Below are 22,226 nucleotides of genomic sequence, written 5' to 3' on the forward strand. Positions count from 1 at the left end.
TCCCCGTCCCAGTTGCACTGCCACTCATTATACAGACCTCCGGCCTCGCTCCGGAACGGGAAGATCGGCAAAAATATAAAAATCACCCTTTTTCAGAAAGCCAAACTTCCGCCTGTAAGACCCTTCGATATTTTTCATCAATATTTTTTATCCCTTGCGGGTTCTATTTTCCCATGCTAAAGTATCTTTACTTCGCTCTTTCGGTAGGCTCTTTCCGGCCTGGGCCCGGTCTAACGGTTTTCCGGGATGCGCAGGGAATTGAGGGCGTTGAGCGGGACCTCGGGTTCCCGCCACAGTGTCATCTAACTTATCCGATCCGATGTTAGAGTCGGAGTCCGGGGAGAGGGCTTCCCGTGACGAGAGCGAATTTTTATCAAGCGGAGGTCGTTACGGACGTTATGCCCAAGACAGAAGGCGCATGAGGCACTCCGTTTTTCATTTTCTGCGAGCATACAGGAGTATATAAAAAACAAAACCCCCGTTCATCGCGGAGGTTTTTTATTTTTTCCTTAACCTTATTTTCTTTGTATGGTCGGGACGAGAGGATTCGAACCTCCGACCCCCTGCACCCCATGCAGATGCGCTAGCCAGACTGCGCTACGTCCCGAACACAGGGATTTATTTTACCGTATTTTCGCCAAAGGTCAAGGACCTCCTGCTCTCGACGATTCGCGGACATTCCTGGAGTTCTCTCCTGTTTTCTGAATTTCCCTCAACTTCATGCCTTCAGTTTTAACGATGCCTCCACCAGGCTCAAAAGGTTCAACGCGCTCTCCTGTCCCTGTTCAGCCGCCTTACGAAGCCATTTCCGGGCTTTTTTGAAGTCCTTTCGGACGATGTCGCCGTTGCAGAAGCAAGCGCCCAGGTTGTACTGCGCGTCCGGATCCCCCAGTCTGGCGGCTTCATTCAACAGGGCCAGAGCTATCTTCTCGTCCCGTTCCACGCCATCGCCCGTCAAAGACAACAGGGCCAGGTGATTCATGGAGGGCGCAAATCCCTGCTCTGCCGCCCGACGGAAATACCCGGCGGCTTTCCGGGCGTCTCGTTCCACGCCATCGCCGTTTCTGTACATCAGGCCCAGGTTGTTCAGCGCTTCGACATTACCCTGATCCACGGCTCTGAGAAGCCACATTTCAGCCTCCGCCGAATTTTGTTCGACTCCCGTTCCCGTGGCGTACATCAAACCCAAATTGACCTGGGCGCAAACATCTCCACCTTCCGCCGCCGCGAAAAGGTCTTCGAAGGCTTCGCCCAGCAGTTCCGAGGCTTCCTGAGAATCGCAGTCGACTCCTTCCCCTTCTTTATACATAATGCCCAGGTTCGTCCGCGAAGCGAGGTCTCCCTTCTCCGCGGCTTTACGATACCACTCCGCAGCCTGCTTCGGATCCAGCTCCACACCCACTCCGTTGTGATACATGACAGCCAATGCCCGCTGGGCGTCCGTGTACCCCTGTTCGGCGGCTTTGTGAAACCACTGAACGGCCTGATTTAAGTGCAGGGAGGCCAAACAGTATTGAGCTTCGGCTATTCCCTGCTCGGCGTCGATCTGCAGTTTTTCCGCCATTTTCCCGAGGTCTTCCGCGGTCAGGTCGTCAGCCCGATCTTCATTTGTCGCTTCCTGATTCAGATTTGCAACCCGTTTTTTCGTCTTCATGCTGAGATGATTGTCTCCTTTCGATGGCTTTTTGTTTTCATGAAATAAGGATAGCGCTGAGGCCCGCAGCAATGGTCGCCCTGGAGGCGACAAAATTTTTGGCGACCTTGACAATTTCTCATGGGGTAAGTCAGAATATGGAGTGAAAATCCTCACAATGACAGACTGAACATCCCATATCCGGCATCAGGAAAGGAGCGTTTGCCTTGGAAAAGAATCCGAGCGACAGGACCACTCAGGAAGTGCTGGAGCACCATCTTCAATATTGCCAGGCCGCAAACCTGGAGGAAACAATGAAAGATTACTGTGAAGCATCGGTTATCGTCACCCCCAACGGTCCCGTGAAGGGACTCGACGAAATCAGTACCTTTTTCAGAGATTCCATGGAAAACTGTCTTCCGGGCAACTCGAAGTACGTGTCTCTGAAACGGTATATCTGCGACGAAATCGCCTACACCGTGTGGAAGGCCGAATCCGAACTTTACGACGTCCCCTTTGGCACAGACACCTTCATTATACGAAACGGCAAAATCGTGCAGCAGTCTTTCGCGGGAATACTGAACAAAAAATAACTGTCCCGACGGAAAAAACTTCCGATTTTTTGCGGCGCGCCGCCAACCAGCGGCGTTCGTTTTATGGAGGCGGCAATCGGAAAGGATGACGATTATGGGTGCGGACAAGAACTGGAACGAGAGAATCCGCTTTCTGGATCGATCGAGAAAGACCCTCTGGAACGAAGATTACGCTCAGTTCCTCGTGGAAAGAGTCTGGAAAATTACGGAGCCGGTTCGCGTCATCGATTTTGGCTGCGGCACAGGGTTTTTGGGCGCGCTCTTCATGCCCCTTCTGCCTCGGGGCAGCAGCTACACCGGAGTGGACAGGGCGGCAGGGGCGCTTGAAGAGGCGAAAAACGCCCTTGCGGGAGCGGAGTTCGAATTTCGTTTCATTGAGGCCGATCTGGAAAATTTCGAGCCTGAGTCGTCCTGTGATCTGGCCATCTGTCAGGCGTTGCTGATGCACATGCCGGACCCTGGGAAAATCCTGATGAAAATGCGGGATTCCCTCGATGAAAAGGGCTTGATGGTCTGTATCGAAGTGGACTGGCACCTTACGAACGCGGCTCTTTTCATCGACGGATTCGGTTTCGAGAACCTGTACAATTTCGATGCTCTCGAAAAAATCTGGCGAAACGAGGTGCTGCATGGCGAACCGGACAGGCGTATCGGTCTGAAACTCCCCGTACTCATGCGCCGGATCGGTCTGAAGGATGTTAACGTTCGAATGAACGACTGCGTGAGATTCGTCGACCCCCTGAATCCAGAAACTCACCAGCGCCAGGTCGAAGGGTTCTTTTCCGGCGCCAGAACACAAATTCCGAAAAATCGAGACTTTTATATCGCCGCCCTGAAGAAGAAAGGTCTCACCGACGAGGAAGCCCGACAGCAATACGAGTCCAAAGTGAAAATGGCGGAATATCTGACGCAAAACAGGGAAACCGCCTCCATCGTCCACTCCCCTTCCTTCATTATCTCCTGGGGGAGAAAATAAAGAGGCCGCTTTTGGAGACGGCCTCTTTTGAGATTTAGTGTTTACTGCGTGTATCGAAGTCTCGAAAACGCTGATTAGATCAAATTACTTCCGATTTACTTAAAAGCATTACCTGAGAACAGGTGTTTTGACACTAGCCGCGGATCAGGCTCAGAATCGACTGAGGCAGCTGGTTCGCCTGGGCCAGCATCGCCGTTCCCGACTGGGAAAGAATCTGCAGACGCGTAAAGTTCAACATCTCCTCTGACATATCCGCGTCTCGGATGCGGCTCTCCGCCTCCGTCAAATTCGTGCTCGTGGTTCTCAGATTCGTAACGGTGTGCTCAAGGGAGTTCTCATAGGCGCCGATCCTGGCCCGCTGAGAGGAAACCTTGCTGATCGCGGAGTCCAGAATTGTAATAGCGCGTCCCGCCGAGGTGTGGTCCGTGACGATAACCCGATTGATTCCCAGCGCCTCCGCGGACATGTTTCCGATGTCCACCGTCACGTCGTCGCCTTCGTTGGCCCCCACCTGGTAAACCGTGCTGTTATCCACAAGATGCAGGGTGGTCTCATAGGGTTTGGGCTCCTTCGTCAAAAGAAACCCGCGACTCGCGTCGTTCCACACGGCTTTAATGTTCGCCATGGGGTCGAACTCCACATCCACGTTGGGATGTATAACTCCCACCAGAAGATTGCCGGAAACTTTCACGTCGCTGGCAATGATCGAAGCGTTATGAGCATCGTAAACGGAAACGCTGAAAGAATTTTCCTTCGCTGCCTGCACCACGTTCAGAGACAGGGCGTTGATAAGGTCCTCATCTCCGGCGAAGGTGAGCTTTCCGTCGTTGCCCGCCACCATGGAGCGAATGATGAACGTCCCCGCCACGGACTCCAGGGTATTGGGAACCGGATCCTCCACAAAAGTCACAAACTGCGATGCGCCGGTGGTCGCGTACTGTCCCTGTTCCAGCCCCGTAGCGATGGCGTCGTTCAGCTTCTTTCGCAGCTCGGAAAGGGTGTCCGTGGAATAAAGCGTCACAGAGGTGTTTTTGCCGTTCCCCTGAGAAATGGTGATGGTCTGAGGATCGTTCAACATAAAAACGCCCTGGGGATTCCAGAATTTATCGATGTCTCTCAGCTGCACGTCCGATTTTGCCGTCTGTCCGACATACGCGGCTTCGAAAGAGGAAAGGCTGACGCCGGAAATCGGTTTTCTGAAGTTCTCCGTCAGAGTCAAAACCACGTCTCCCTCGTAGTAGGTTCCGTTGTAGGAGTTCAGGTAGAAGTTGCGGAAGTGAACCTCCTTGCCTTTGACGTCAGCGGACTGAAGCGCATAGTGAAGAGGCCGTTTCGTTACACCATTCTCCGTGGGGGTGATCCAATTGTAATCCCACTCCGCGTTCTGGTCGCCATCTATCGTGACTACCGTGTCCGCGGTCGAGGGCATCGCGGGGTCCGCTTTGGCGGTGACGTTATAAACCACTTTATTGCCCACCCTGATTTTTTTGACGTCATCCAGGGAAATATTTTTACCCAGACCGTAGGTGAAGCCGAACCCCAGGTCGATGGACGAACCGGACTGCTCAAGGTCGTTCAGATGGAAAACGATATTGTTCTCCACGTAGTTCTGAACGGTCCCGTCCTTTTTCAGCACCGACGACGTGGCGCGGAAGGTTACGGCCCCGGAGGTGGTGTCTACCGCCGTCACTTCGAGAAGCACGCTGGCGTTCACGTCCGTATCGTCATCGGCTCTGAACACGACGCCGTTGTCTCCGTCGTTCCAGTCGCTCTCGGGAAGAGAACCGTAATAGCCCACCTGCGCAGTGGAGGATTTCGGCGCGGTGCTGTAATAAATCGTGTCGCCGGGCCGTACTTTGCTCAGATCCAGACCGTCCAGCCGGGCCGTGGAGAAATTGACCGTCTGTCCGGCAATGGTAAGAGAGAAGGGCGTTCCGGCGGCCGTTGCTCCAAGAGTGATGGTGGGAGTCGAACCCGCCACTCCATCCACGAAGACGTCGAATGTGACCGTACCCGCCACCGTGTTTACACTGTTGACCTTCAGGACGATGTCGTGATTGCCGGGAATCGGCGTCGAGGCATCCGGCTCGAAAATCACTCCTGCCTTGTAATCATTGACCGAGAGGGCCGGGCTGATGGTCGCCGCCCCTGCCGTCGAGCCCAGCGTATAAGTTTTGCTCCATGTACTGCCGGTGTTGATTCCCGTCGCCACAGTGGGCTGTGTCACCCTGATATTGAGCTGAGCGCCGGTGGAGGCGTTGGTGAGGGTCACCGTTCCATTGGCACTGGCGGCGCCTGAACCTGTAAAGGTCTGCCCCCCGATCGTCAGGGTGAAGTCGGCCGCGGCCGCATCCGTTGCGGTAACCGTGGTTTCGATCGTATAGGCGCTCACTCCTTCGGCTCTCATGACGTCCAGAAGAGCGCGGAGGTCGGCGTCTGTTTTGGGGTCGCTTCCGTTGGCCCCGATGTCAAAACCTGCCCAATTTCCGGGACCCTGTACGTTCGACGCGGCAGGGCCGCCCGTCAGGGCAAAAGTGCCTCCTGAGGAAACGTCAAATCCGACGCTCGTCCCCTGACTTAACCTGTTCACATCGATCGGGCCATTGAATTTCGTGCCGCCGAGAGTGATGCCCAAACCATTGAGCGTCGCTATCGCGGTCGAGCTTGCGGGCGTGGTGTCCAGCGAACCGTCAGCCATGTTGAATACGAGGTTTCCCGAAACCGCATTGCTCCCAACCGTACCCGAGAGTTTAATCGTCACCTGACTGGCGGAGATGCTGTCCACTTCCGCCGTGAGATTCGTTCCGGCGTCACTGCTGTAGTTGCCGAGATCCAGTTTCAGGTTCTCCGCCAGATACTTTGCCGTGACGCTCCTGCTGCTGTCCAGGCTGAAGGCGGAGCTGTCGGAAGGGCCGTCCATATTCACCCGATAATTGCCCGCCGGAAGATTGTCCACCCTGACGGCTGACACTCCCGCCTGAGAATTGATGCTGGCGTTCATGACGACATTTTTGTGCTTGATGGTAAAAATGTCGGTCTTCAGGGCTTCGGCCTGGCCAGGAGTGGCGTTGACCATGATTTTGAAGTTGCCCTCGAAGGCCGCCTTTTGTCCAAACTGGTCCACCTGACGCAGGGAACCTCTGACGTAGGCCTTCGTCGAAAGATCGTTCGACGACCACAGGGCCGCGGAACTGCCATCGAGCAGACGCTTTTTGTTGAACTGAGTCGCCGTGGCGATACGGCTGACTTCTTCCTTCAACTGATCGATTTCGAGCTGAATGTACTGTCGGTCCTGCTGGGTGAGGGTGTCATTGGCCGCCTGCACCGCCAGTTCCCTCATACGCTGGAGAATGCTGTGGGTTTCGTTGATAGCGCCCTCCGCTGTCTGCAGCATGGACACGCCGTCCTGCGCGTTGCGGATCGCCACGTTCAGGCCTTTAATCTGAGAACGCATCTTCTCGGAAATGGCCAGTCCCGCCGCGTCGTCCGCCGCGGAGTTGATCCGCAGTCCCGATGACAGGGTCTGAATCGATTTCTGAAGCGCCGAGTTCGTCTTGCTTAACGCGTTGTACGCATAAAGCGCCGGTATGTTGTGATAAATCCTCATAGTATATTGACCTCCTGTCTGCGAGACGTCCCTGCCCCGCATTAAAAAAACTCCTCAGACAATCCTTGTCTTTTCCGTTCCTGATTTTTTCAGTTTCCGGAAAGACCACAACACGGCAAAATCATCAAAGGCGAAGAAAATTCTCCTGTTTCAAGCGCCCACGATCAATATTTGCATGAGGAACTATAAAATCAAACCTAAAAATAATACACAGTAATAAACACGCTAAAAATACTTAATTTCTAAAAATAAAATCCAAATAGTATTTGTATATCTAGATTAATAAAAATTTACATACACTGTCACACGAACTATAAATTGTTTAGATTATTTTAGATGGGAATCAAAAATGACTGTTGAAAAGCAGGAAGGCAATACCCGTCTGAAACGCAAAAAGGGCGGCCCAGGACCGCCCCCGCGTTATTTTAGAGATGTTGGCCCTTTTCTGTTTCGGTGCTGTTTTTTTCCGCCGGGGCGGTTTTGACCGTGTCCGGACTTTTTTTGCGATCCATGTTTTGGCTGGGACGAATGTACTTCTCCATGTCCTCCAGGGAAATGCGGTTCAGGGCGCTTTCCGGCAGCTTCGCCAGCAGACGCCAGGACATGTCCAGAGACTGCCCGATGTCCCGATCCTCGTCCCGGGCCTGGCTGATATAGGTTTTCTCAAAAGCCTCGCCGAAAGCGAGAAAGGCCTTGTCCTCGTCCCCCAGTTCGTCGGCGCCCACCACCTCGGAGAGCGCCCGGACCTCCTGCACGCGGCTGTAACTGGCAAAAAGCTGACTCGACACGCTGGGATGATCTTCCCGGGTGTACCCCTTCCCAATGCCGTCCTTCATCAGGCGCGACAGACTGGGCAGGGGGTCGATGGGAGGATAGATGCCCCGGGCGTCCAGATCTCTGGACAGAACGATCTGCCCTTCCGTGATGAAACCCGTCTGATCCGGCACGGGGTTGGTGATGTCGTCGTTGGGCATGGTCAAAATCGGGAGAAACGTGATGCTTCCAGCCTTGCCCCGAATTACCCCCGCCCGCTCGTAAAGGGAGGCCAAATCGCTGTAGAGATAGGAGGGATAGCCCTTGCGGCTGGGGATTTCCCCACGGGAGACGGAAAGTTCCCTCAGGGCTTCGCAGTAACTGGTGATGTCCGTAATGATGACCAGAACGTGCATTCCCAGGTCGAAGGCCAGATATTCCGCCGCGGTCAGAGCGTAACGGGGCGTGGCGATGCGCTCAATGACGGGATCGTCCGCCAGGTTCTGAAACAGAACGAGGTTCGAGCCCCGACGCGAAAGGCTGGCCGTGAACGCCGCCGCGTCGTCGTGCTTGATTCCCACTCCGGCAAAGACCACCGCAAAATTTTCTTCCTTTAAGAGCCGCGCCTGAGACGCGATCTGAATGGCGAGCTGATTGTGAGGCAGGCCGTTGCCCGAAAAAATCGGCAGTTTCTGACCTCGAATCAGCGTCATCAAAACGTCGATGGTCGAAAAACCCGTGTTGATGAAATCTCTGGGATAGACGCGCGCCATGGGGTTTATGGGTGCTCCGTTGATGTTGCGCCTGATGTCGCTGTAGACGGGGCCGTTGCCGTCCAGAGGCCGGCCCAAGCCGTCGAAGGTCCGACCCAGAATGGAGGGGGAAAGGGTGACTTCCAGAGGATGGCCGGTGAAACGAACCCGGGTTGTAGCGGGAACCAGACCGTCCGTCCCGGAAAAAATCTGCACCATGAGGGCATCTTTTCCCACCATGATGGCGCGTCCCAAACGAACGGAACCATCGTCCATCAGCACTTCTACGACCTCGTCGTAAGCGACGCCCTCGATCCCCTTCAGGATCACCACAGGCCCATTGATTTTTTCGATTCCGGTGTATTCTCTGAGGGTCATCTTCTCACTCTCCATCTCCGGCGGATCGTTCCTGCGTTCCCTGTTCTTCCCGTTCCCGGGCCAGGCGATCCCTGCCGATCACTTCGAGGCGTTCCTTCAGGCGTTTGCTCAGGTCCTCGAAGGCCGCGACGTCGTCGGCGGCAATTTCGCGAACGTGGGTCAGCTCCAAAAGTTCCTTCATCTTTCGAATCAGGGACAGCGGGCATCCTTCAGCCACCAGCTGTTTCGCCTGTTTATGGAAATCCAGAATCATCCGCATGATGCGAACGCCCTTCTCAGGCGGGCAGAACGAGTCGTCGGTGAAGGAGTTCTGCTGCAGGTAGGCGTTTTTCAGCAAAGAAGCCGTCAGAGCCACCAGACGCTGGCCGTCGGGCAGAACATCCTCCCCCACCAGGCGAATCGTCTGCTGAACGGCATCGTCCTCCGCCAGCATGGCCCGGGTCTCCTCCCGCAGCGCGGCCCACTCCGGGTCCACGTGGCTGTGGTACCATTCCTTCACCTCGTCCGCGTATTCGCTGTAGGAATCCATCCAGCTGATGGCCGGGAAGTGCCGCGCGTGGGCCAGAGAGGCGTCCAGCGCCCAGAAACAGCGGATAAAACGCTTCGTGTGACGGGTGACGGGTTCGGTGAAGTCCCCTCCTGCGGGAGAAACCGCTCCAATAACGGAGATGCTCGCCGTTTTGTCGCCAAAGGTGCGAACCTTGCCCGCCCGCTCGTAAAACTCGGACAGCCGCGTGGCCAGGTAGGCGGGAAAGCCCTCCTCCGCCGGAATTTCTCCGAGACGCCCTGAAAGTTCGCGCAGCGCCTCCGCCCAGCGGCTGGTGGAATCGGCCATCATCGCCACGTCGTAGCCCATGTCGCGATAATACTCCGCGATCGTTATGCCCGTGTAAATGCTGGCCTCCCGGGCCGCCACCGGCATGTTGGAGGTGTTCGCGATGAGGATGGTCCGCTGCATCAGAGGTTTTTTGGAGTAAGGGTCCTCCAGCGACGGAAATTCTTCCAGCACCTGAGTCATTTCGTTGCCCCGTTCGCCGCATCCGATGTAGACCACGATCTTCGCGTCGCTCCATTTCGCCAGCTGGTGCTGAGTCACGGTTTTGCCCGTCCCAAACCCCCCGGGAATCGCGGCCACTCCCCCCTTGGATATGGGAAACAGTCCGTCGATCACCCTCTGCCCCGTGATCAGGGGTTCGTCCGGCAGCAGGCGCTCTTTGTAGAGATGAGGCCTGCGCACGGGCCAGTAGTGGTACATGTACACCGGCACGACGCTTCCGTCTTCACATTTGACTCGCGCCACCACCTCGGAGGTTTTATGAAATCCCCGGGGCATGATAAACTCGATCTCGCCCTTCAAGCCTCCGGGGACGAGAACCCGATTCTCGATCAGGTCCGTCTCTTTCACCACAGCCAGGGTCATGCCCTGGGAAACCGAATCGCCCACCTTGCAGACAGGCGTCACCTCCCAGGAGTGATCCATGTCAATGGGGTCCAGGTTCGTGCCGCGATCCAGAAAAAACCCTTCCTTTTCCACGAGGCGATCCAGAGGGCGTCCAATACCGTCGATAATGTGGCCGATCAGTCCCGGCCCAAGACAGATGGAAAGAGGGCGTCCCAGTCCTCTGACGGGCTCTCCCACCCGAAGACCGCCCGTATCTTCGTAAACCTGAATAACCCCGTCGTCTCCGCTCATCTGAAGAATTTCGCCCGTCAGCTTCAGATCACCCACCTGCACAAGTTCACGCATGGCGAAGGTGGAAAGTCCCGTGGCGTTGACGACGGGTCCATTGATCATCGTTATTGCGCCGCACACCCGATTGGCGGTTTCACTGCCGCCGCTGCCGTTGATTTTTATCATCTCCGTCCACTGCCTCTATACTCACATTAAACTCATAAAATTCGCTCAAAGCTCGGCCAAAACGGCCTTAGCCACGGTATCCGCCATTTCTTCGACTTTGGATTTCCAGTCGGCCGCAACCCGCCATTTTCCCTCTTCCGACGAAAGGAACACTCCACCCAGAATGGCGGCGGGGGTCGGATCGAAAAGGACCGTGACGTTGGGCAGAAGGGCGTTGACGGCCTCGGTCACAATCGGGCCGTAAGCGGCGTCCTCCGCCCGAAGGCGCAGATTCACCGTCTCGCCCGCCGGAACGCCGGCGCAGGCCTCCACCGTCACTCCCGCCAGAATTTCCGCGTAGTCCGGACGCTCGGAAAAAGCCGTCAGAGCCTTCTGGAACTCCCCCAGCGCCTGAAGCACAAGTTCGTTCTGCAGTCTCAGACGATCCCGGTCCCGGGCGGCCTGTGCGTCGATGGCATGGCGCGCCGCAATTTCCCGGGAGCGTTTTTCCGCGTCGGCTCGAATGCTCTTCACCATGGAGTCGAGGTGGGTGGACTGGGTTTCGAACCATCGATCCGCCTCAGATCTGGCCTCTTCCATGATGCGTTCCCGCTCCGTCTCTCCTCTGTGCAGAATCAGGGACCGGAGCTCGGCAAGTTTTTTCCTTTCGTCGTAAACGATGGCGTTTCCGGAGGCTGCGCCCTGTCCGCTCTCGTTCTTTTGGTTTTTGTCTTTTTCCGTCATTCCAGCTTCACTCCTATCGCCTCGCGGATGTATCGGGAAAGAAAATCCGCGCCGCGCCGCGCACCGTGTCTGTCCGGAATCTCGATCAGAAGCGGCAGAGCTCCCTCGGAGCGCATTTCCTTCACCCGCTCCGGGATCGTTTCGGCCGCTCTTTCGGTCATGAGCAGAATCCCCAGATCCTTCATCGCCAGCGCCTCGTTCAAAGCCCTGGCGGTCTCTGCCGCCCCGTGAACCACGACGCCGTTGATTCCCGCCAGTTTCAGCAGGACCAGCGTGTCATGATTGTCGCTGATCAGATACCCCTTCATGGCTGAGTCGATCGTCCCGCTAAATCCTGAACAGAATAAAGAGAGAGATGACGAGACCGTAGATGGCGATTCCTTCCGCAAGACCCATATAAATCAGTGTTTTCCCGAAAAATGCGGGCTTCTCGCCCACGACGCCCAAAGCCGCAGCTCCCACAAAAGCCACGCCGATCCCCGCGCCCACGCAGGCCAGTCCCGTGGAAAGGGCCGCTCCGATAAAGCCCAGCCCCGCCGCGCTGCCTGCCGTCGCGGTCGCCGCGCCGCCGGAGGTTTCAGCGGCCAGAGCCATGCTCCCGGACAGCCCCAGCGCCAGAAAAGAAAGCGCCATCGCCGCCTCCACCGCCCGCCGGGGATTGCGGAACCGGTGGCCGCTCACCGTAATTTTGTACCCCAGGCCAATCATTCCGGCCACTGTCCCGCACAAAACAACCAAACCCAACATTCAGCCCTCTCCCTTCGTAACCTGTACTCTTGCATCGCTTTAAGCCAACTTCGCTTTAAGCCAACTGATTAAAACTCAGGGGAACGGATCTCCCCCTCAGAAAAACCCCCTGCGGGCTGCCGGACAGTTCCCTGGCTTCAGGCCGCCGCGCTGTCTTTTTTCTCCCAGAGGACCGGGGCAAACTCCCTTCCCCCGCCCTGATAAAATTTTCCAAAGAACTCGTAATATTCGAGACGCAGGGTCTGGATAAAGACGATCAGACCCTCCAGCCCCACAATCAGCATCTGCCCCAGCAGCAGGACGAAAACGTGATAAATGCGCCCGCCGGGAGCGTGCTCCACCATCTGAGCCAGCATGAACACCGCGGTGCTGAGTCCCACATGGTTCAGGGCAAAGGCCGCCAGACGCACGAAGGAGGCCGTGTTGCTGACAAAATTCAGCATCGCGTGAAAGATCGAGAACCCATGAACCACGCCGCCCTCATCCACAGTTTCCCCGTGGAAAAAGTATTTGGCGAGGCCGTTGCCGAAAATCATGACCAGCACCAGGCCCACCGCAAGGAGGATAAAAACGTTCGTGCTGAAGGTGATCTCCGACAAACCCAGCGACACCGCCATGACCTGAGCCACGGCCATCCAGTAAAAAAGGAGACCCGCCAGACCTTCCGGGCTGAAGATGACCTCTCCCCACTCCCCGTGGCGGGCGGCGTTTTGTATGTGAAAGCAAATCCCCAGTGTGAGAAAGAGAACCCCCACTCCCACGGAAACGGGCAGAAGGGTGTTGACGTCCCTCATGGGAGAAATCCACAGGGGCGTGAGGATCTCCTCGCTGCCGAAGATGCTGCCGTAGAGCAGCCCGAAGAAAATGGCCGACATTCCGGCGATCTTCAGGACGGAAGAAAAGACGTTCCCCATCAGCCCCTTTTTTTCCATGAACCAGGTTCCCAGCACCAGAAGAAGCCCGTGCCCCACGTCGCCGAACATAAAACCAAAAAACAGGCAAAAGCTCAGAGCCACCACGAAGGTGGGGTCCAGCTCGTTGTAGGCGGGCAGGCTGTAGAGACGGACGATCTCCTGAAAACGCCGGATCAGCGGCAGGTTTCGAAGAAGCGTCGGCAGTTCGACGCCCCTTTCCGCCAATGTGTCGCCGTATTCTACCATGATCATGGTGTGGGGGCCCTCCCGAACCGCCATGCGAAAAATATCCTCGTAGTCGATGCGGGGAATCCACCCCGACAAAATCGTCATGTCGGTCAGCTCTCCCCGTTTCTGGGCCAGGGTGTAAATACGCTGTTTGGCGTAAATCAGGGAGTAAAGTTTTTCCAGCTCCAGGCGATTTTCCGCGATGTACCGAGCCGGCATCTCCCGGTAATTCGCGATCTTCGCCTCCAGCGCCTCCAGACGGTAACGCGTCGCGTCCGGCTCCTCCTCGCCGTCCTCCGCTTGTATGGGGATAACGCGCATGTGAACCGACGAGAAGATCTTCGACATCCCCTCCTGAAAGTCGCTGCCATAAAAAACGACAGCCGTTATGCGGGGTTCTTCCTCGATCAGAGGCATGGCCAGAAAGGGGGAAGCCTGGCTGGTCTCCAGCAGGCGGCGCCAGTTGTCCCGGGTCAGGGTCCCGACGGCAAAGCCCCCGAAGGGAACCCTGGCAAGGCTCTTCATGCCGCGTCCCGTCTCCCGCAGGGCGTTGCTGAGTTCAAGCATGGCGTGCCAGACCTCGTACTCCTCCTCCAGCCGCTCCGTCTCCCGCTGCCAGGAGCTCATCGTCTCCAGAATTTCGTTGACCCGGGCCTCCAGCTCGGAGAAGGAAACCTGAGAGAATTTACCCTCCAGCCTTTTTCGGGGAAGAGCCGCTCCCGCTCTGATCCACAGTTTTTCCAGCCGGTCCAGAAGGGCATCGTAACGGTTGCTTCGAAAACTTCGAACCCGGGCTCCCAGAGGACGTCCTTCCATCATAATCTCCGGAGACATGGGCTCGAAATTGCCGCGCTCCAGAAGCCGGAGCCCCACCCGCTCGATCTCCTCCTTCGGCCCCACGAAAGAGATTCCTGCCATTCCCACAACTGCCATATTTCAATTCACCTCTTTGCCGGCCGGAGCGTAAGACGCCTCGTCGGACAGCCTGTGAATGAGAAGCGCATCCATGCCCTTTCTTTCAAATCCGTACCGCACGGCCTCGATAATGGTGATGAGATCCCGAACCTCGAACTCCTTCAGCATCAGGTAAGCCGCCACGTTCTGAAATCCCAGAGACCCGGACAGGAACACCCGATTCGCCATCTCCAGAAGGAACCGGCAGATGTTTTTCTCTATCTGAACTTCCCTCATAGCCCCTTCCCTGCCTCCGGCGTCGAAAACCTGACCGTAACGCGTTTCCTTCAGAACGGAGGCGAAGGCCCCGGGTTCAGCGAAGGCGGCTTTCGTGAGCAGGTCGAAATCCGCGCGGTATCGGGCCTTCATGATGAGGGTCAGGGCCTCCTCCGGGCGCATGTTGAAAAAACGCCGGCTGCGGTAGATCCAGTAAAGGTTCATCAGGTCCACCCGGGTCCCCGTCAGCAGCTGCATCATGCGTCCCTCGACGCCGGCGAGCTTTCTCGAAGCCGCATAAAGCGTGCTGAAGTAATAACGGTCGAGAATCATCCCTCCGGAAAACTCCATCCGCTGAAACGCCAGCCCCTCCTCCACCTGGTCACCCGTTCCTCCCCCCGCGGGAAGGATTTCTTCCAGCGCCAGGCGCAGAGTTTCCTTTTTTATGGCCGCCAGAAGGTCCGCCGGCGTCGTACTGGCGAAGAGTTTTTCCCGATCGATCAGGGTCAGCCGGAAACTCGGCGACAGACGAAACAGTTCAGCCACGTCGGACTGTTCCCACTCCTCTGTTTTCATTTGAAAATGAAAGTGGTTCCTGAACAATTCTATGTCGAAGCACTGGAACCACAGCTCCAGAATTTCCCGATCCTCCGACCTCATGTACCAGCGAAAGGCAAGCCCCTCCTCCAGAATGGCCGCAAAAAGGAGAAACTCCAGCTCCGTGCGGTGCATGGTTTCCAGAGAAAAATTCTGCAGAACGGAGCTGTAGGAGGTTTTTTTCAGCTCCACGGCAATATCCCCCACCGATCGCTGTTCCAGCAGAACGCGATAATCTTCGTCCTGGAGAAGGGTCCCCCGGCGAGCTCTCGCCTTGGAGGACTCCGCGATCCGTCCGCCGCTGCAGGCCATCAGCGCCGCCCCTGCGCCGCGTATCGGACCGCCAGTTCTTCCGCCAGTCGAGCGACCAGAGCAGGAGATTTTTCGTCGAAAAGCATTCGCATTTTTTCACGCCCGTTCCGCCCCAGCTCGGCCACGTGCAACGCGTCGATCTCCGCGGCCTGCCGGGCGGATTCCATCTGAGCCCTGGCTTCCTCCCTGGCGGCGGCAAGACGCGCCTCCTGATCCCGGGCAAACTTTTCGTGGGCTTTCCGGACAATTTCCCTGGCCTCCAGCTCCGCGGCGTTTTTCATCTCCAGCGCCTCGTCCTCGGCTTTCAAAAGAGCGTCCAGAATCTCCGGCAGTTTCACCTTTATCCCTCCCTGTTCGGTCCCTCACAAATTCTTCCCCGCAACGTCAGCGCCCACCCGAAGAAAGTTTAATTCGAGTCAGGTCCTCGCGTTCGTTTTCGTCGAGGGCCGCGGCGATCTGGCGAACCTGCCGCTCGCTGCGGGGAATGAACACTTTTTCCAGCGAGTTCACGCGCCTCATGGTCCTGCGTATCTGCACAGCCAGCCGGTAAACGCTGGTTTCGATCTCCGCCAGCCGGGCGATCAGCGTCACGATTTTTCGGGCGTTCACGTAGGCGTTGTCCAGAACGGAGGATGTGCCGGGCATCGTGCCCCCCATGGAGTAAACCGTCATCAGGTTGGGCTCCAGACGGTCCACCTCCGGAATGTCTATCCCCATGACGGACCGCAGACGCACGACAAAACGAACCTCCTCCGGAACGGTGCAGGCGATTTTTTCCACGTTCTCGATTCCCATGGAAAGATTCGCCATCTGGAGGCTGGAATAGGCTTCCTCAAAAATGGCGTGTATGCCGTCCTGAACTTCCTTAACCTCCTGAATACGGCCCATCAGCTCGTTCATGAGGATTTTTCTCTTTTGCTCCAACAGGTCATGTCCCCGTCGCGCCAGCTTCAGCGTGGACTGAATACGGGCCATGTTACTCCGCGTCGCCGCCAGTCTGTCAGCCATTTTGCCACTCCCAAAATTGGAATAACGGGCGCGAAATTGTTTTCGCACCCGCCAGTTATGCCTTACCCGTCTGTTATTTTATCAGGCTGTTATTTTATCAGTTATGAAAGATCCCGCCGCGTTTCTGAGGTCGCCGTTCTAACGCCTTTTCCCGAAAATTCGCAGCAGGAAAATGAACATATTGACGAAGTCCAGATAAAGCTGCAAAGCCCCGAACAGGGCGAGCTTGCGGCCTCCGTCGTCTCCCTCGACGTCCACGCTTTCACCCAGCAGGCGCAAACGCTGAGTGTCCCAGGCCGTCAGCCCCAGGAAAATCAGAACGCCCATGACGTTGATCGCCATCGTCATCATGCCGCTGCCGATGAACATGTTGACCAGGCTGGCGATTAGCAGCCCGAAAACGCCCATGATCAGGAAACTGCCCAGACTGGTCAGGTCCCGTTTCGTGAAGAGCCCGTAAACGCTCATGGCCCCGAACATGCCTGCCGTCGTCAGAAAAGCCCCGGCCACGGATTCACGGGTGTACACCAGGAGCACCACGGACAGCGTTATTCCGTTCAGAAGGCTGTAGAGCAGGAACAGTGTCATCGCCGTCCCCACGCTGATGCGATTGATGGCCCATCCCAGGAAAAATACCAGCCCCATCTCCGCCAGAACCAGAGCGATTATCCTTATCGGGGAACCGAGAAACATCCAGAACAGCGTTGGGCTGGAAGCCGTCACATGAGCCATTACCGCGGTGACAATCAACCCTGCCGCCATCCAGTGATAAACTCTGCGTAAAAATTCGTTCATCGCTTCGACTCGAACGTTTTCAAAAGAAATCGATGGATTCGCCACGACAAACACCTCCCTCACATAATTTGTGTGGTTGCATCCTCACTGCCATTGCCGAGGATTCTTTTTTCACATTTTATCACTTTACCCGTCACTTTACGAGACAGGCGCCGGCGCAATATCGGAACCGATAAAAAAATACGACCCGGTCATTTGCGGCTGCCTGGTTTCACGACGGGCAGACCCTCCCGGCAGAGAGGGCAGTTTTCGGCCTCCCAGGACTCCACGTTCATGACGGTCACGGCGTGGAAGGGAACCGGCTCTCCTCCGGCAGAGAACCGGACGGCCCCGTTGGAGCGGTCCACCACGGAGCCCACGCCCAGAACCTTCACTCCACGGGCGTGCAGAAGGTCGATCACCTCCGCCGCCGACCCGCCTGTGGTCACCACGTCCTCCACCACCAGGGCCCGTTCGCCTTCTGAAACGTCGAAGCCCCGACGCAGAGTCATGAGGCCGTTTTCCCGCTCGGCGAAAATGTTGCGCACGCAAAGCAGTCTGGCGACTTCATAGGCCATGATGATGCCGCCAATGGCGGGGCCGGCCACCAGATCGGGCTTCTCCTTTCGGAAGAACTCCGCGATCTCCGTACAGATTCGAATACTGTCCTCCGGATACTGGAAGAGCCGCGCGCACTGCATGTAACGGTTGCTGTGCCGTCCCGAAGTCAGTTTGAAATGTCCCTCCTGCATCACTCCGGTCCGCCGAAAAATTTCAAAAGCCTCTTCCTGTTTCATCTCACAAAATTCCCCCTCACTGTTTTTCCCTTATCGCCCCGCGCAAATCCTCTCTCATCCGCAGAGCCTCATCCCGGGCCGCCGAGGCAAAATCCTCCGTACCGCGTTTTTTGTAAGCGCAGAGAAGGCTGCGGGAGGCGTTGACCACCGCTCCCCGTCCACTGGCGTCGAAGCAGCCGGCCAGGTCCTTCGCTGTCGCGCCCTGAGCGCCGTAGCCAGGAACCAGGAAAAACGTCCGGGGCAGCAGCGTCCTCAGTTTTTTGCTCTCTTCGGGCCAGGTCGCTCCCACCACAGCCCCCACCGAACTGTAGCCCTGCCGTCCCGTCAGATCCTCGCCCCATCGACCCACCTGCAGTCCGACTCGCTCGTAAAGAGGGCGCTTTTCATCATTTTCAGCCTTTTCGTCCTTTTCAGCCTCCGTGCTCAGGTCCTGAAACTCCCCGGCGGAGGGGTTCGACGTGCGAACCAGAACGAAAATACCCCCTCCGTGCTTTCGGCAGGCTTCGAGAAACGGGGCCACGCCATCCGTCCCCAAATAGGGGTTGACCGTCGCGAAGTCCGCGGGAAAGGGCGCCGTTTCTCCCGCAAGATAAGCGGCGGCGTAGGCTTCCGCCGTGGAACCAATATCATTGCGCTTGACATCGGCGATCGTGATCATTCCTTTTTGCCGGGCCCGAACCAGGGTGTCCCGAAAAAGCTCCATTCCCGGCACTCCCAGCATTTCGTAGCAGGCGACCTGCACCTTGACGCAGGGAACGATGTCGGCCAGCGCGTCAATCATGGCATAATTGAAACCGCGAATGGCGTCACAGACTTCCTTCGTACTCCCGGCGGACTTTTCTTCCGAAGCGGAGCGCAGGAGAGAAGGAGGCAGATATTCGATCCGGGTGTCCAGTCCCAGAGCCGTGGGATTGCCCGTCCCGTCTATCGCCTCGATCAGACGGTCGATGCTCGTCATCCCGTTTTTCATATTTTCGTTTTTCATCTTTCCTGCGCGTTTTCCTTCTGTTTATATACGCAGTTGCCGCCAACCCATGTGGCCAGGACTTTGCCGGTGAGTTTTCTGCCGCGGAACGGGCAGTTTTTGCCCTTGCTCAGAAAATCGGCCACATCCACGACCCACTCGGCCCTGGGATCGATCAGGATTACGTCGGCAGGTTGACCGACCTCCAGAACGCCGCCGGGCAGGGAGAAAATTTTCGCGGGGTCCCGGGTCATCTTTTGGAGCAGTTGTTCAGGGGTCATGTGCCCAGGCAGAACCAGAGCCGTCCAGGAGACTCCAAGGGCCGTTTCAAACCCGGAAATACCTGAAGCGGCCTGGGCGAACTCCACATTTTTATCGTCCAGGTGATGAGGGGCGTGGTCTGTGGCGATGCAGTCGATGGTGCCGTCCTTCAGAGCCTCTATCAGAGCCGCCGAATCCGCCTCCGTTCTCAGGGGAGGATTGACGCGGGTGCTGGTGTCGTAAACGTCCAGGTCGGGAGCGGCTTCGCCGGAACTGCCCGCCACCCAGGCGTCGGAAGCATAAAGATAGTGAGGCGTCGTTTCAGCGGTGATGCGCGCTCCGCGTTTTTTGAACTGTCGTACAATCTCCGCCCCCCCCGCCGTGGATACATGGGCCACGTGAAGATGAGCTCCTTCCAGCTCCGCCAGCATACAGTCCCGGGCGATGATGGATTCCTCCGCCACCCGGGTGGCCCCCGGCATCCCCAGTACGGTGGACCAGTAGCCTTCGTTCATGACGCCGTCGCCCACCAGGTCCGGATCTTCAGGATGATTCACCACCGGCAGGCCGAAATGCTTCGCGTAGCAGAGAACCAGGCGCATCCGACCGGCGTTGACGACGGATTTTCCATCGTCGGAAATCGCCACGACCCCCGCTTCCTTCAGTTCTCCCATCTCCGACAGCTCCGCGCCCTTCAGCCCCTTCGTCGCAGCGCCGAGGGGATAGACCCGCACCACGCCTTCCCGACGGGCTTTCGACAGAATGAACTCCGTGACGGCGGCCGTATCGTTGACGGGTTTTGTGTTGGCCATGCAGCAGACGGAGGTGAACCCCCCATGAGCGGCGGCCCGGGTTCCGGAGGCGATGTTCTCCTTGTACTCGTAGCCTGGCTCCCGCAGGTGACAGTGCAGGTCGATCAGGCCAGGGGACACCAGCAGCTCCGACGCGTCGAAGACCTCCTCGACGCCTCCGTCGGCGATGTCCTTTCCGATTTTTTCGATTTTTCCCTCCGAGAGCAGAATGTCATCCTTCCTCAAACCCTCCGGAGTCACCAGCGTTCCGTTTTTTATCAAAGTTTTCATGTGTTGTGTTCTCCCTCGTTCCGGCCCTTCATCCGTTGTGGCGGGTAAGCAGGAAAAGCAGAGCCATCCGCACCGCCACGCCGTTGGTTACCTGCTCGTCGATGACGGACTGATCTCCGTCGGCCAGTATCGACGAAATTTCGACGCCTCGATTCATGGGCCCCGGGTGCATCACCAGCGCGCCCTTTTTGGCGAGAGCCATCCGTTCCGGCGTTAAACCGAAAAGTTTATGGTATTCCCGCACGGACGGGAAAAGTCCTTTCTCCTGACGTTCGAGCTGAATGCGCAGGCCCATGACCACGTCGGCCTCTCGTACGGCGTCGTCCACGCACTCCGTAACCCGACAGCCCGCGGCCGCCAGTTCGGGAGGCAGAAACGTGGGCGGCCCGGCAAAGGTGACCTTCGCCCCCATGGTGGTCAGCCCCCAGAGGTTTGACCGAGCCACCCGGCTGTGGGACACGTCGCCGACGATGGCCACGTTGAGTCCCGAAATGCCCCCAAGCTTTTCCTTCATTGTAAACATGTCCAGCAGAGCCTGGGTGGGATGCTCGTTCGTTCCGTCCCCCGCGTTGATGACGGAGGCGCGGACGTGCTTCGCCATCAGGTTCGGAGCGCCCGTCATGGGGTGTCGCAGAATGAGCACGTCGCTGGCCATGCGGTCCAGGGTTCGGGCCGTGTCCACCAGAGACTCGCCCTTGGCGACGCTGGAGCCCGAGGCCGACATGTTAGCCGCCACGGCGCCCATGTATTTGGAGGCCAGTTCAAAGGAAAGGCGGGTGCGGGTGCTGTTTTCGTAAAAGACGGTGAGAATGGTCCGCCCCTGCAGATGAGGGGTTTTTTTGCTGTTGGAACTCAATATGACTTTCATCAGATCGGCGGTATTCAGGATTTCGGCGATCTCGGCAGCGGAAACGCCTCGAAGGCCAAGTAAATCTTTTCGTGACAGAGCCAAAATAACAACTCCTTTCAGTATCGAGGCTCAGAAGGACAGAGCGCGTTATTCGCGCAACCCCGGCCCGGACGACCCCACAGACTCCCCCGGGCTCAATCTGCCCGCGGTCATTTACGGTCTGGCATACATGCCCTGGCCTTCCAGGTCCATCAGCACAACCTCGTTGACGGGCTCGAAGGGCGCTATCCGAACGGCGATCATCTCGCTGCGGGAGGTGGGGACGTTCTTCCCCACGTAGTCGGCGCGTATGGGCAGTTCCCGATGTCCCCGGTCCACCAGCACGGCAAGCTGAATGGCCCGTGGACGTCCGCTGTCCATCAGCGCGTCCATGGCGGCGCGAACGGTCCGCCCCGTAAAGAGCACGTCATCGACCAGAATCACCACGCGACCCGTAAGGTTGAAGGGAATATCCGTGTCGTTCAGGACGGGATGTTCGTTCACCAGAGAAAGGTCGTCCCGGTAAAAAGTGATGTCCAGAACTCCCACGGGAGTTTTGACGCCTTCCGCTTTTTCAATATTTTCCGCCAGCAATTGCGCCAGAGGAACGCCTCTGCGCTGAACGCCGATCAGAACCACGTCCGTCACGCCCTTGTTCTTCTCAATGATCTCGTGGGCGATACGGGACAGCGCGCGCTCCATGGCCTGAGCGTCCATAATCTTCGCTTTTTCTTTCACACACAACCCCCCTCGAACTTTTAACTTTTCCTTTTAACTTTTCATCGACAGCTTTTGCGGCTTCCATTTTTGCTACTTCTATCTGAAAAAAGCAAATCAGAAAAAAGGCAAAAAAAAACCCCGCCGTCCTTTAGACAAGGCCAGCAGAGCCATAGCTTCACGCTCTTATCTGTATACTCCCTTGCCAGCCTCTCTGGACTGGATTTAAAGGACGTTTTCAGTTTCGTTACCCTGGTGATTCCATTCAATGAATCAACCGCAGGAGAGTATAGCACCACCCCTCTCCCCTGTCCAACAATTTTCAGCCGGCAATTTTCAGCCAGGAAAGGATGCCCCCGGGACGTTCCTTTATCAGACAATCTGTGGTATTATTTGTTTCCGTTGACGCGCGCCTGTAGCTCAGTGGATAGAGTGACGGCCTCCGGAGCCGTAGGCCGGGCGTTCGAATCGCCCCAGGCGCGCCAGTAATGAC

General features: G+C 57.0%; 19 protein-coding genes, 2 tRNA genes and 1 pseudogene. 3 read left to right on the forward strand and 19 right to left on the reverse strand.

Translation table 11 applies throughout. From position 1 onward, the window contains the following. Positions 1 to 529 precede the first annotated feature (529 nt). Together LBR61_11780 and LBR61_11785 are read right to left on the reverse strand one after the other, a co-directional pair. A tRNA-Pro gene (locus tag LBR61_11780) sits at positions 530 to 607 on the reverse strand. Between the two features lie 111 nt (positions 608 to 718). Next, complete coding sequence (locus LBR61_11785; protein MDR1732763.1) at positions 719 to 1,654, reverse strand: sel1 repeat family protein; 936 nt, start codon at positions 1,652 to 1,654, stop codon at positions 719 to 721. 206 nt (positions 1,655 to 1,860) lie between these two features. On the opposite strand from LBR61_11785, the gene LBR61_11790 reads away from it, so the two are divergent. Further along, the gene (locus LBR61_11790; protein ID MDR1732764.1) at positions 1,861 to 2,226 is read left to right on the forward strand and encodes a hypothetical protein; all 366 of its coding nucleotides are present in this window, start codon (positions 1,861 to 1,863) and stop codon (positions 2,224 to 2,226) included. Positions 2,227 to 2,311: 85 nt separating this feature from the next. Next, positions 2,312 to 3,202 carry a class I SAM-dependent methyltransferase gene (locus LBR61_11795; GenBank protein MDR1732765.1) on the forward strand — a complete coding sequence of 297 codons (891 nt, stop codon included), beginning with the start codon at positions 2,312 to 2,314 and terminating at the stop codon, positions 3,200 to 3,202. Between the two features lie 133 nt (positions 3,203 to 3,335). On the opposite strand, the gene LBR61_11800 is transcribed toward LBR61_11795, so the two are convergent. The 17 genes and pseudogenes from LBR61_11800 to pyrR form a co-directional block, all read right to left on the reverse strand. Continuing rightward, positions 3,336 to 3,668 carry a hypothetical protein gene (locus tag LBR61_11800; GenBank protein ID MDR1732766.1) on the reverse strand — a complete coding sequence of 111 codons (333 nt, stop codon included), beginning with the start codon at positions 3,666 to 3,668 and terminating at the stop codon, positions 3,336 to 3,338. A 2,724-nt stretch (positions 3,669 to 6,392) separates the two neighbouring features. After that, positions 6,393 to 6,809 (reverse strand): annotated as a pseudogene (locus tag LBR61_11805) (flagellin). Between the two features lie 425 nt (positions 6,810 to 7,234). After that, complete coding sequence (locus LBR61_11810; GenBank protein ID MDR1732767.1) at positions 7,235 to 8,692, reverse strand: V-type ATP synthase subunit B; 1,458 nt, start codon at positions 8,690 to 8,692, stop codon at positions 7,235 to 7,237. Between the two features lie 4 nt (positions 8,693 to 8,696). Beyond that, positions 8,697 to 10,550 (reverse strand): V-type ATP synthase subunit A, encoded by a 1,854-nt coding sequence (locus tag LBR61_11815; GenBank protein ID MDR1732768.1) that lies wholly within the window; start codon positions 10,548 to 10,550, stop codon positions 8,697 to 8,699. A gap of 45 nt (positions 10,551 to 10,595) precedes the next feature. Continuing rightward, a complete protein-coding gene (locus tag LBR61_11820) occupies positions 10,596 to 11,273 on the reverse strand; it encodes a hypothetical protein (protein MDR1732769.1) in 678 nt (225 codons plus the stop codon). Then, complete coding sequence (locus LBR61_11825; protein ID MDR1732770.1) at positions 11,270 to 11,581, reverse strand: V-type ATP synthase subunit F; 312 nt, start codon at positions 11,579 to 11,581, stop codon at positions 11,270 to 11,272. The genes LBR61_11820 and LBR61_11825 overlap by 4 nt, the downstream gene beginning before the upstream one ends. A gap of 19 nt (positions 11,582 to 11,600) precedes the next feature. Continuing rightward, positions 11,601 to 12,020 carry an ATP synthase subunit C gene (locus tag LBR61_11830; GenBank protein MDR1732771.1) on the reverse strand — a complete coding sequence of 140 codons (420 nt, stop codon included), beginning with the start codon at positions 12,018 to 12,020 and terminating at the stop codon, positions 11,601 to 11,603. 137 nt (positions 12,021 to 12,157) lie between these two features. Further along, the gene (locus tag LBR61_11835) at positions 12,158 to 14,095 is read right to left on the reverse strand and encodes an ATPase (protein ID MDR1732772.1); all 1,938 of its coding nucleotides are present in this window, start codon (positions 14,093 to 14,095) and stop codon (positions 12,158 to 12,160) included. A 3-nt stretch (positions 14,096 to 14,098) separates the two neighbouring features. Then, positions 14,099 to 15,241, reverse strand: a complete 1,143-nt coding sequence (locus LBR61_11840; GenBank protein MDR1732773.1) for a V-type ATPase subunit — start codon at positions 15,239 to 15,241, stop codon at positions 14,099 to 14,101. Continuing rightward, a complete protein-coding gene (locus LBR61_11845) occupies positions 15,241 to 15,579 on the reverse strand; it encodes a hypothetical protein (protein ID MDR1732774.1) in 339 nt (112 codons plus the stop codon). The genes LBR61_11840 and LBR61_11845 overlap by 1 nt, the downstream gene beginning before the upstream one ends. A gap of 46 nt (positions 15,580 to 15,625) precedes the next feature. After that, entirely contained in the window at positions 15,626 to 16,249 is a 624-nt protein-coding gene (locus LBR61_11850) for a V-type ATP synthase subunit D (GenBank protein ID MDR1732775.1), read from the reverse strand. Between the two features lie 138 nt (positions 16,250 to 16,387). Beyond that, a complete protein-coding gene (locus LBR61_11855; protein ID MDR1732776.1) occupies positions 16,388 to 17,089 on the reverse strand; it encodes a Bax inhibitor-1/YccA family protein in 702 nt (233 codons plus the stop codon). Positions 17,090 to 17,235: 146 nt separating this feature from the next. Further along, complete coding sequence (gene pyrE, locus LBR61_11860) at positions 17,236 to 17,820, reverse strand: orotate phosphoribosyltransferase (GenBank protein ID MDR1732777.1); 585 nt, start codon at positions 17,818 to 17,820, stop codon at positions 17,236 to 17,238. Positions 17,821 to 17,836: 16 nt separating this feature from the next. Then, positions 17,837 to 18,805 (reverse strand): orotidine-5'-phosphate decarboxylase, encoded by a 969-nt coding sequence (gene pyrF / locus LBR61_11865; protein ID MDR1732778.1) that lies wholly within the window; start codon positions 18,803 to 18,805, stop codon positions 17,837 to 17,839. Beyond that, positions 18,802 to 20,127, reverse strand: a complete 1,326-nt coding sequence (locus LBR61_11870) for a dihydroorotase (protein MDR1732779.1) — start codon at positions 20,125 to 20,127, stop codon at positions 18,802 to 18,804. The genes pyrF and LBR61_11870 overlap by 4 nt, the downstream gene beginning before the upstream one ends. A gap of 28 nt (positions 20,128 to 20,155) precedes the next feature. After that, positions 20,156 to 21,079, reverse strand: coding sequence for an aspartate carbamoyltransferase catalytic subunit (locus tag LBR61_11875; protein MDR1732780.1), 924 nt, complete (start codon positions 21,077 to 21,079; stop codon positions 20,156 to 20,158). 111 nt (positions 21,080 to 21,190) lie between these two features. Beyond that, the gene (gene pyrR / locus LBR61_11880; GenBank protein ID MDR1732781.1) at positions 21,191 to 21,754 is read right to left on the reverse strand and encodes a bifunctional pyr operon transcriptional regulator/uracil phosphoribosyltransferase PyrR; all 564 of its coding nucleotides are present in this window, start codon (positions 21,752 to 21,754) and stop codon (positions 21,191 to 21,193) included. A 388-nt stretch (positions 21,755 to 22,142) separates the two neighbouring features. On the opposite strand from pyrR, the gene LBR61_11885 reads away from it, so the two are divergent. Then, positions 22,143 to 22,218, forward strand: a tRNA-Arg gene (locus tag LBR61_11885). The last annotated feature ends 8 nt before the right edge of the window (positions 22,219 to 22,226 follow it).

Source organism: Synergistaceae bacterium (assembly GCA_031272035.1).
GTDB lineage: Bacteria > Synergistota > Synergistia > Synergistales > Aminobacteriaceae > JAISSA01.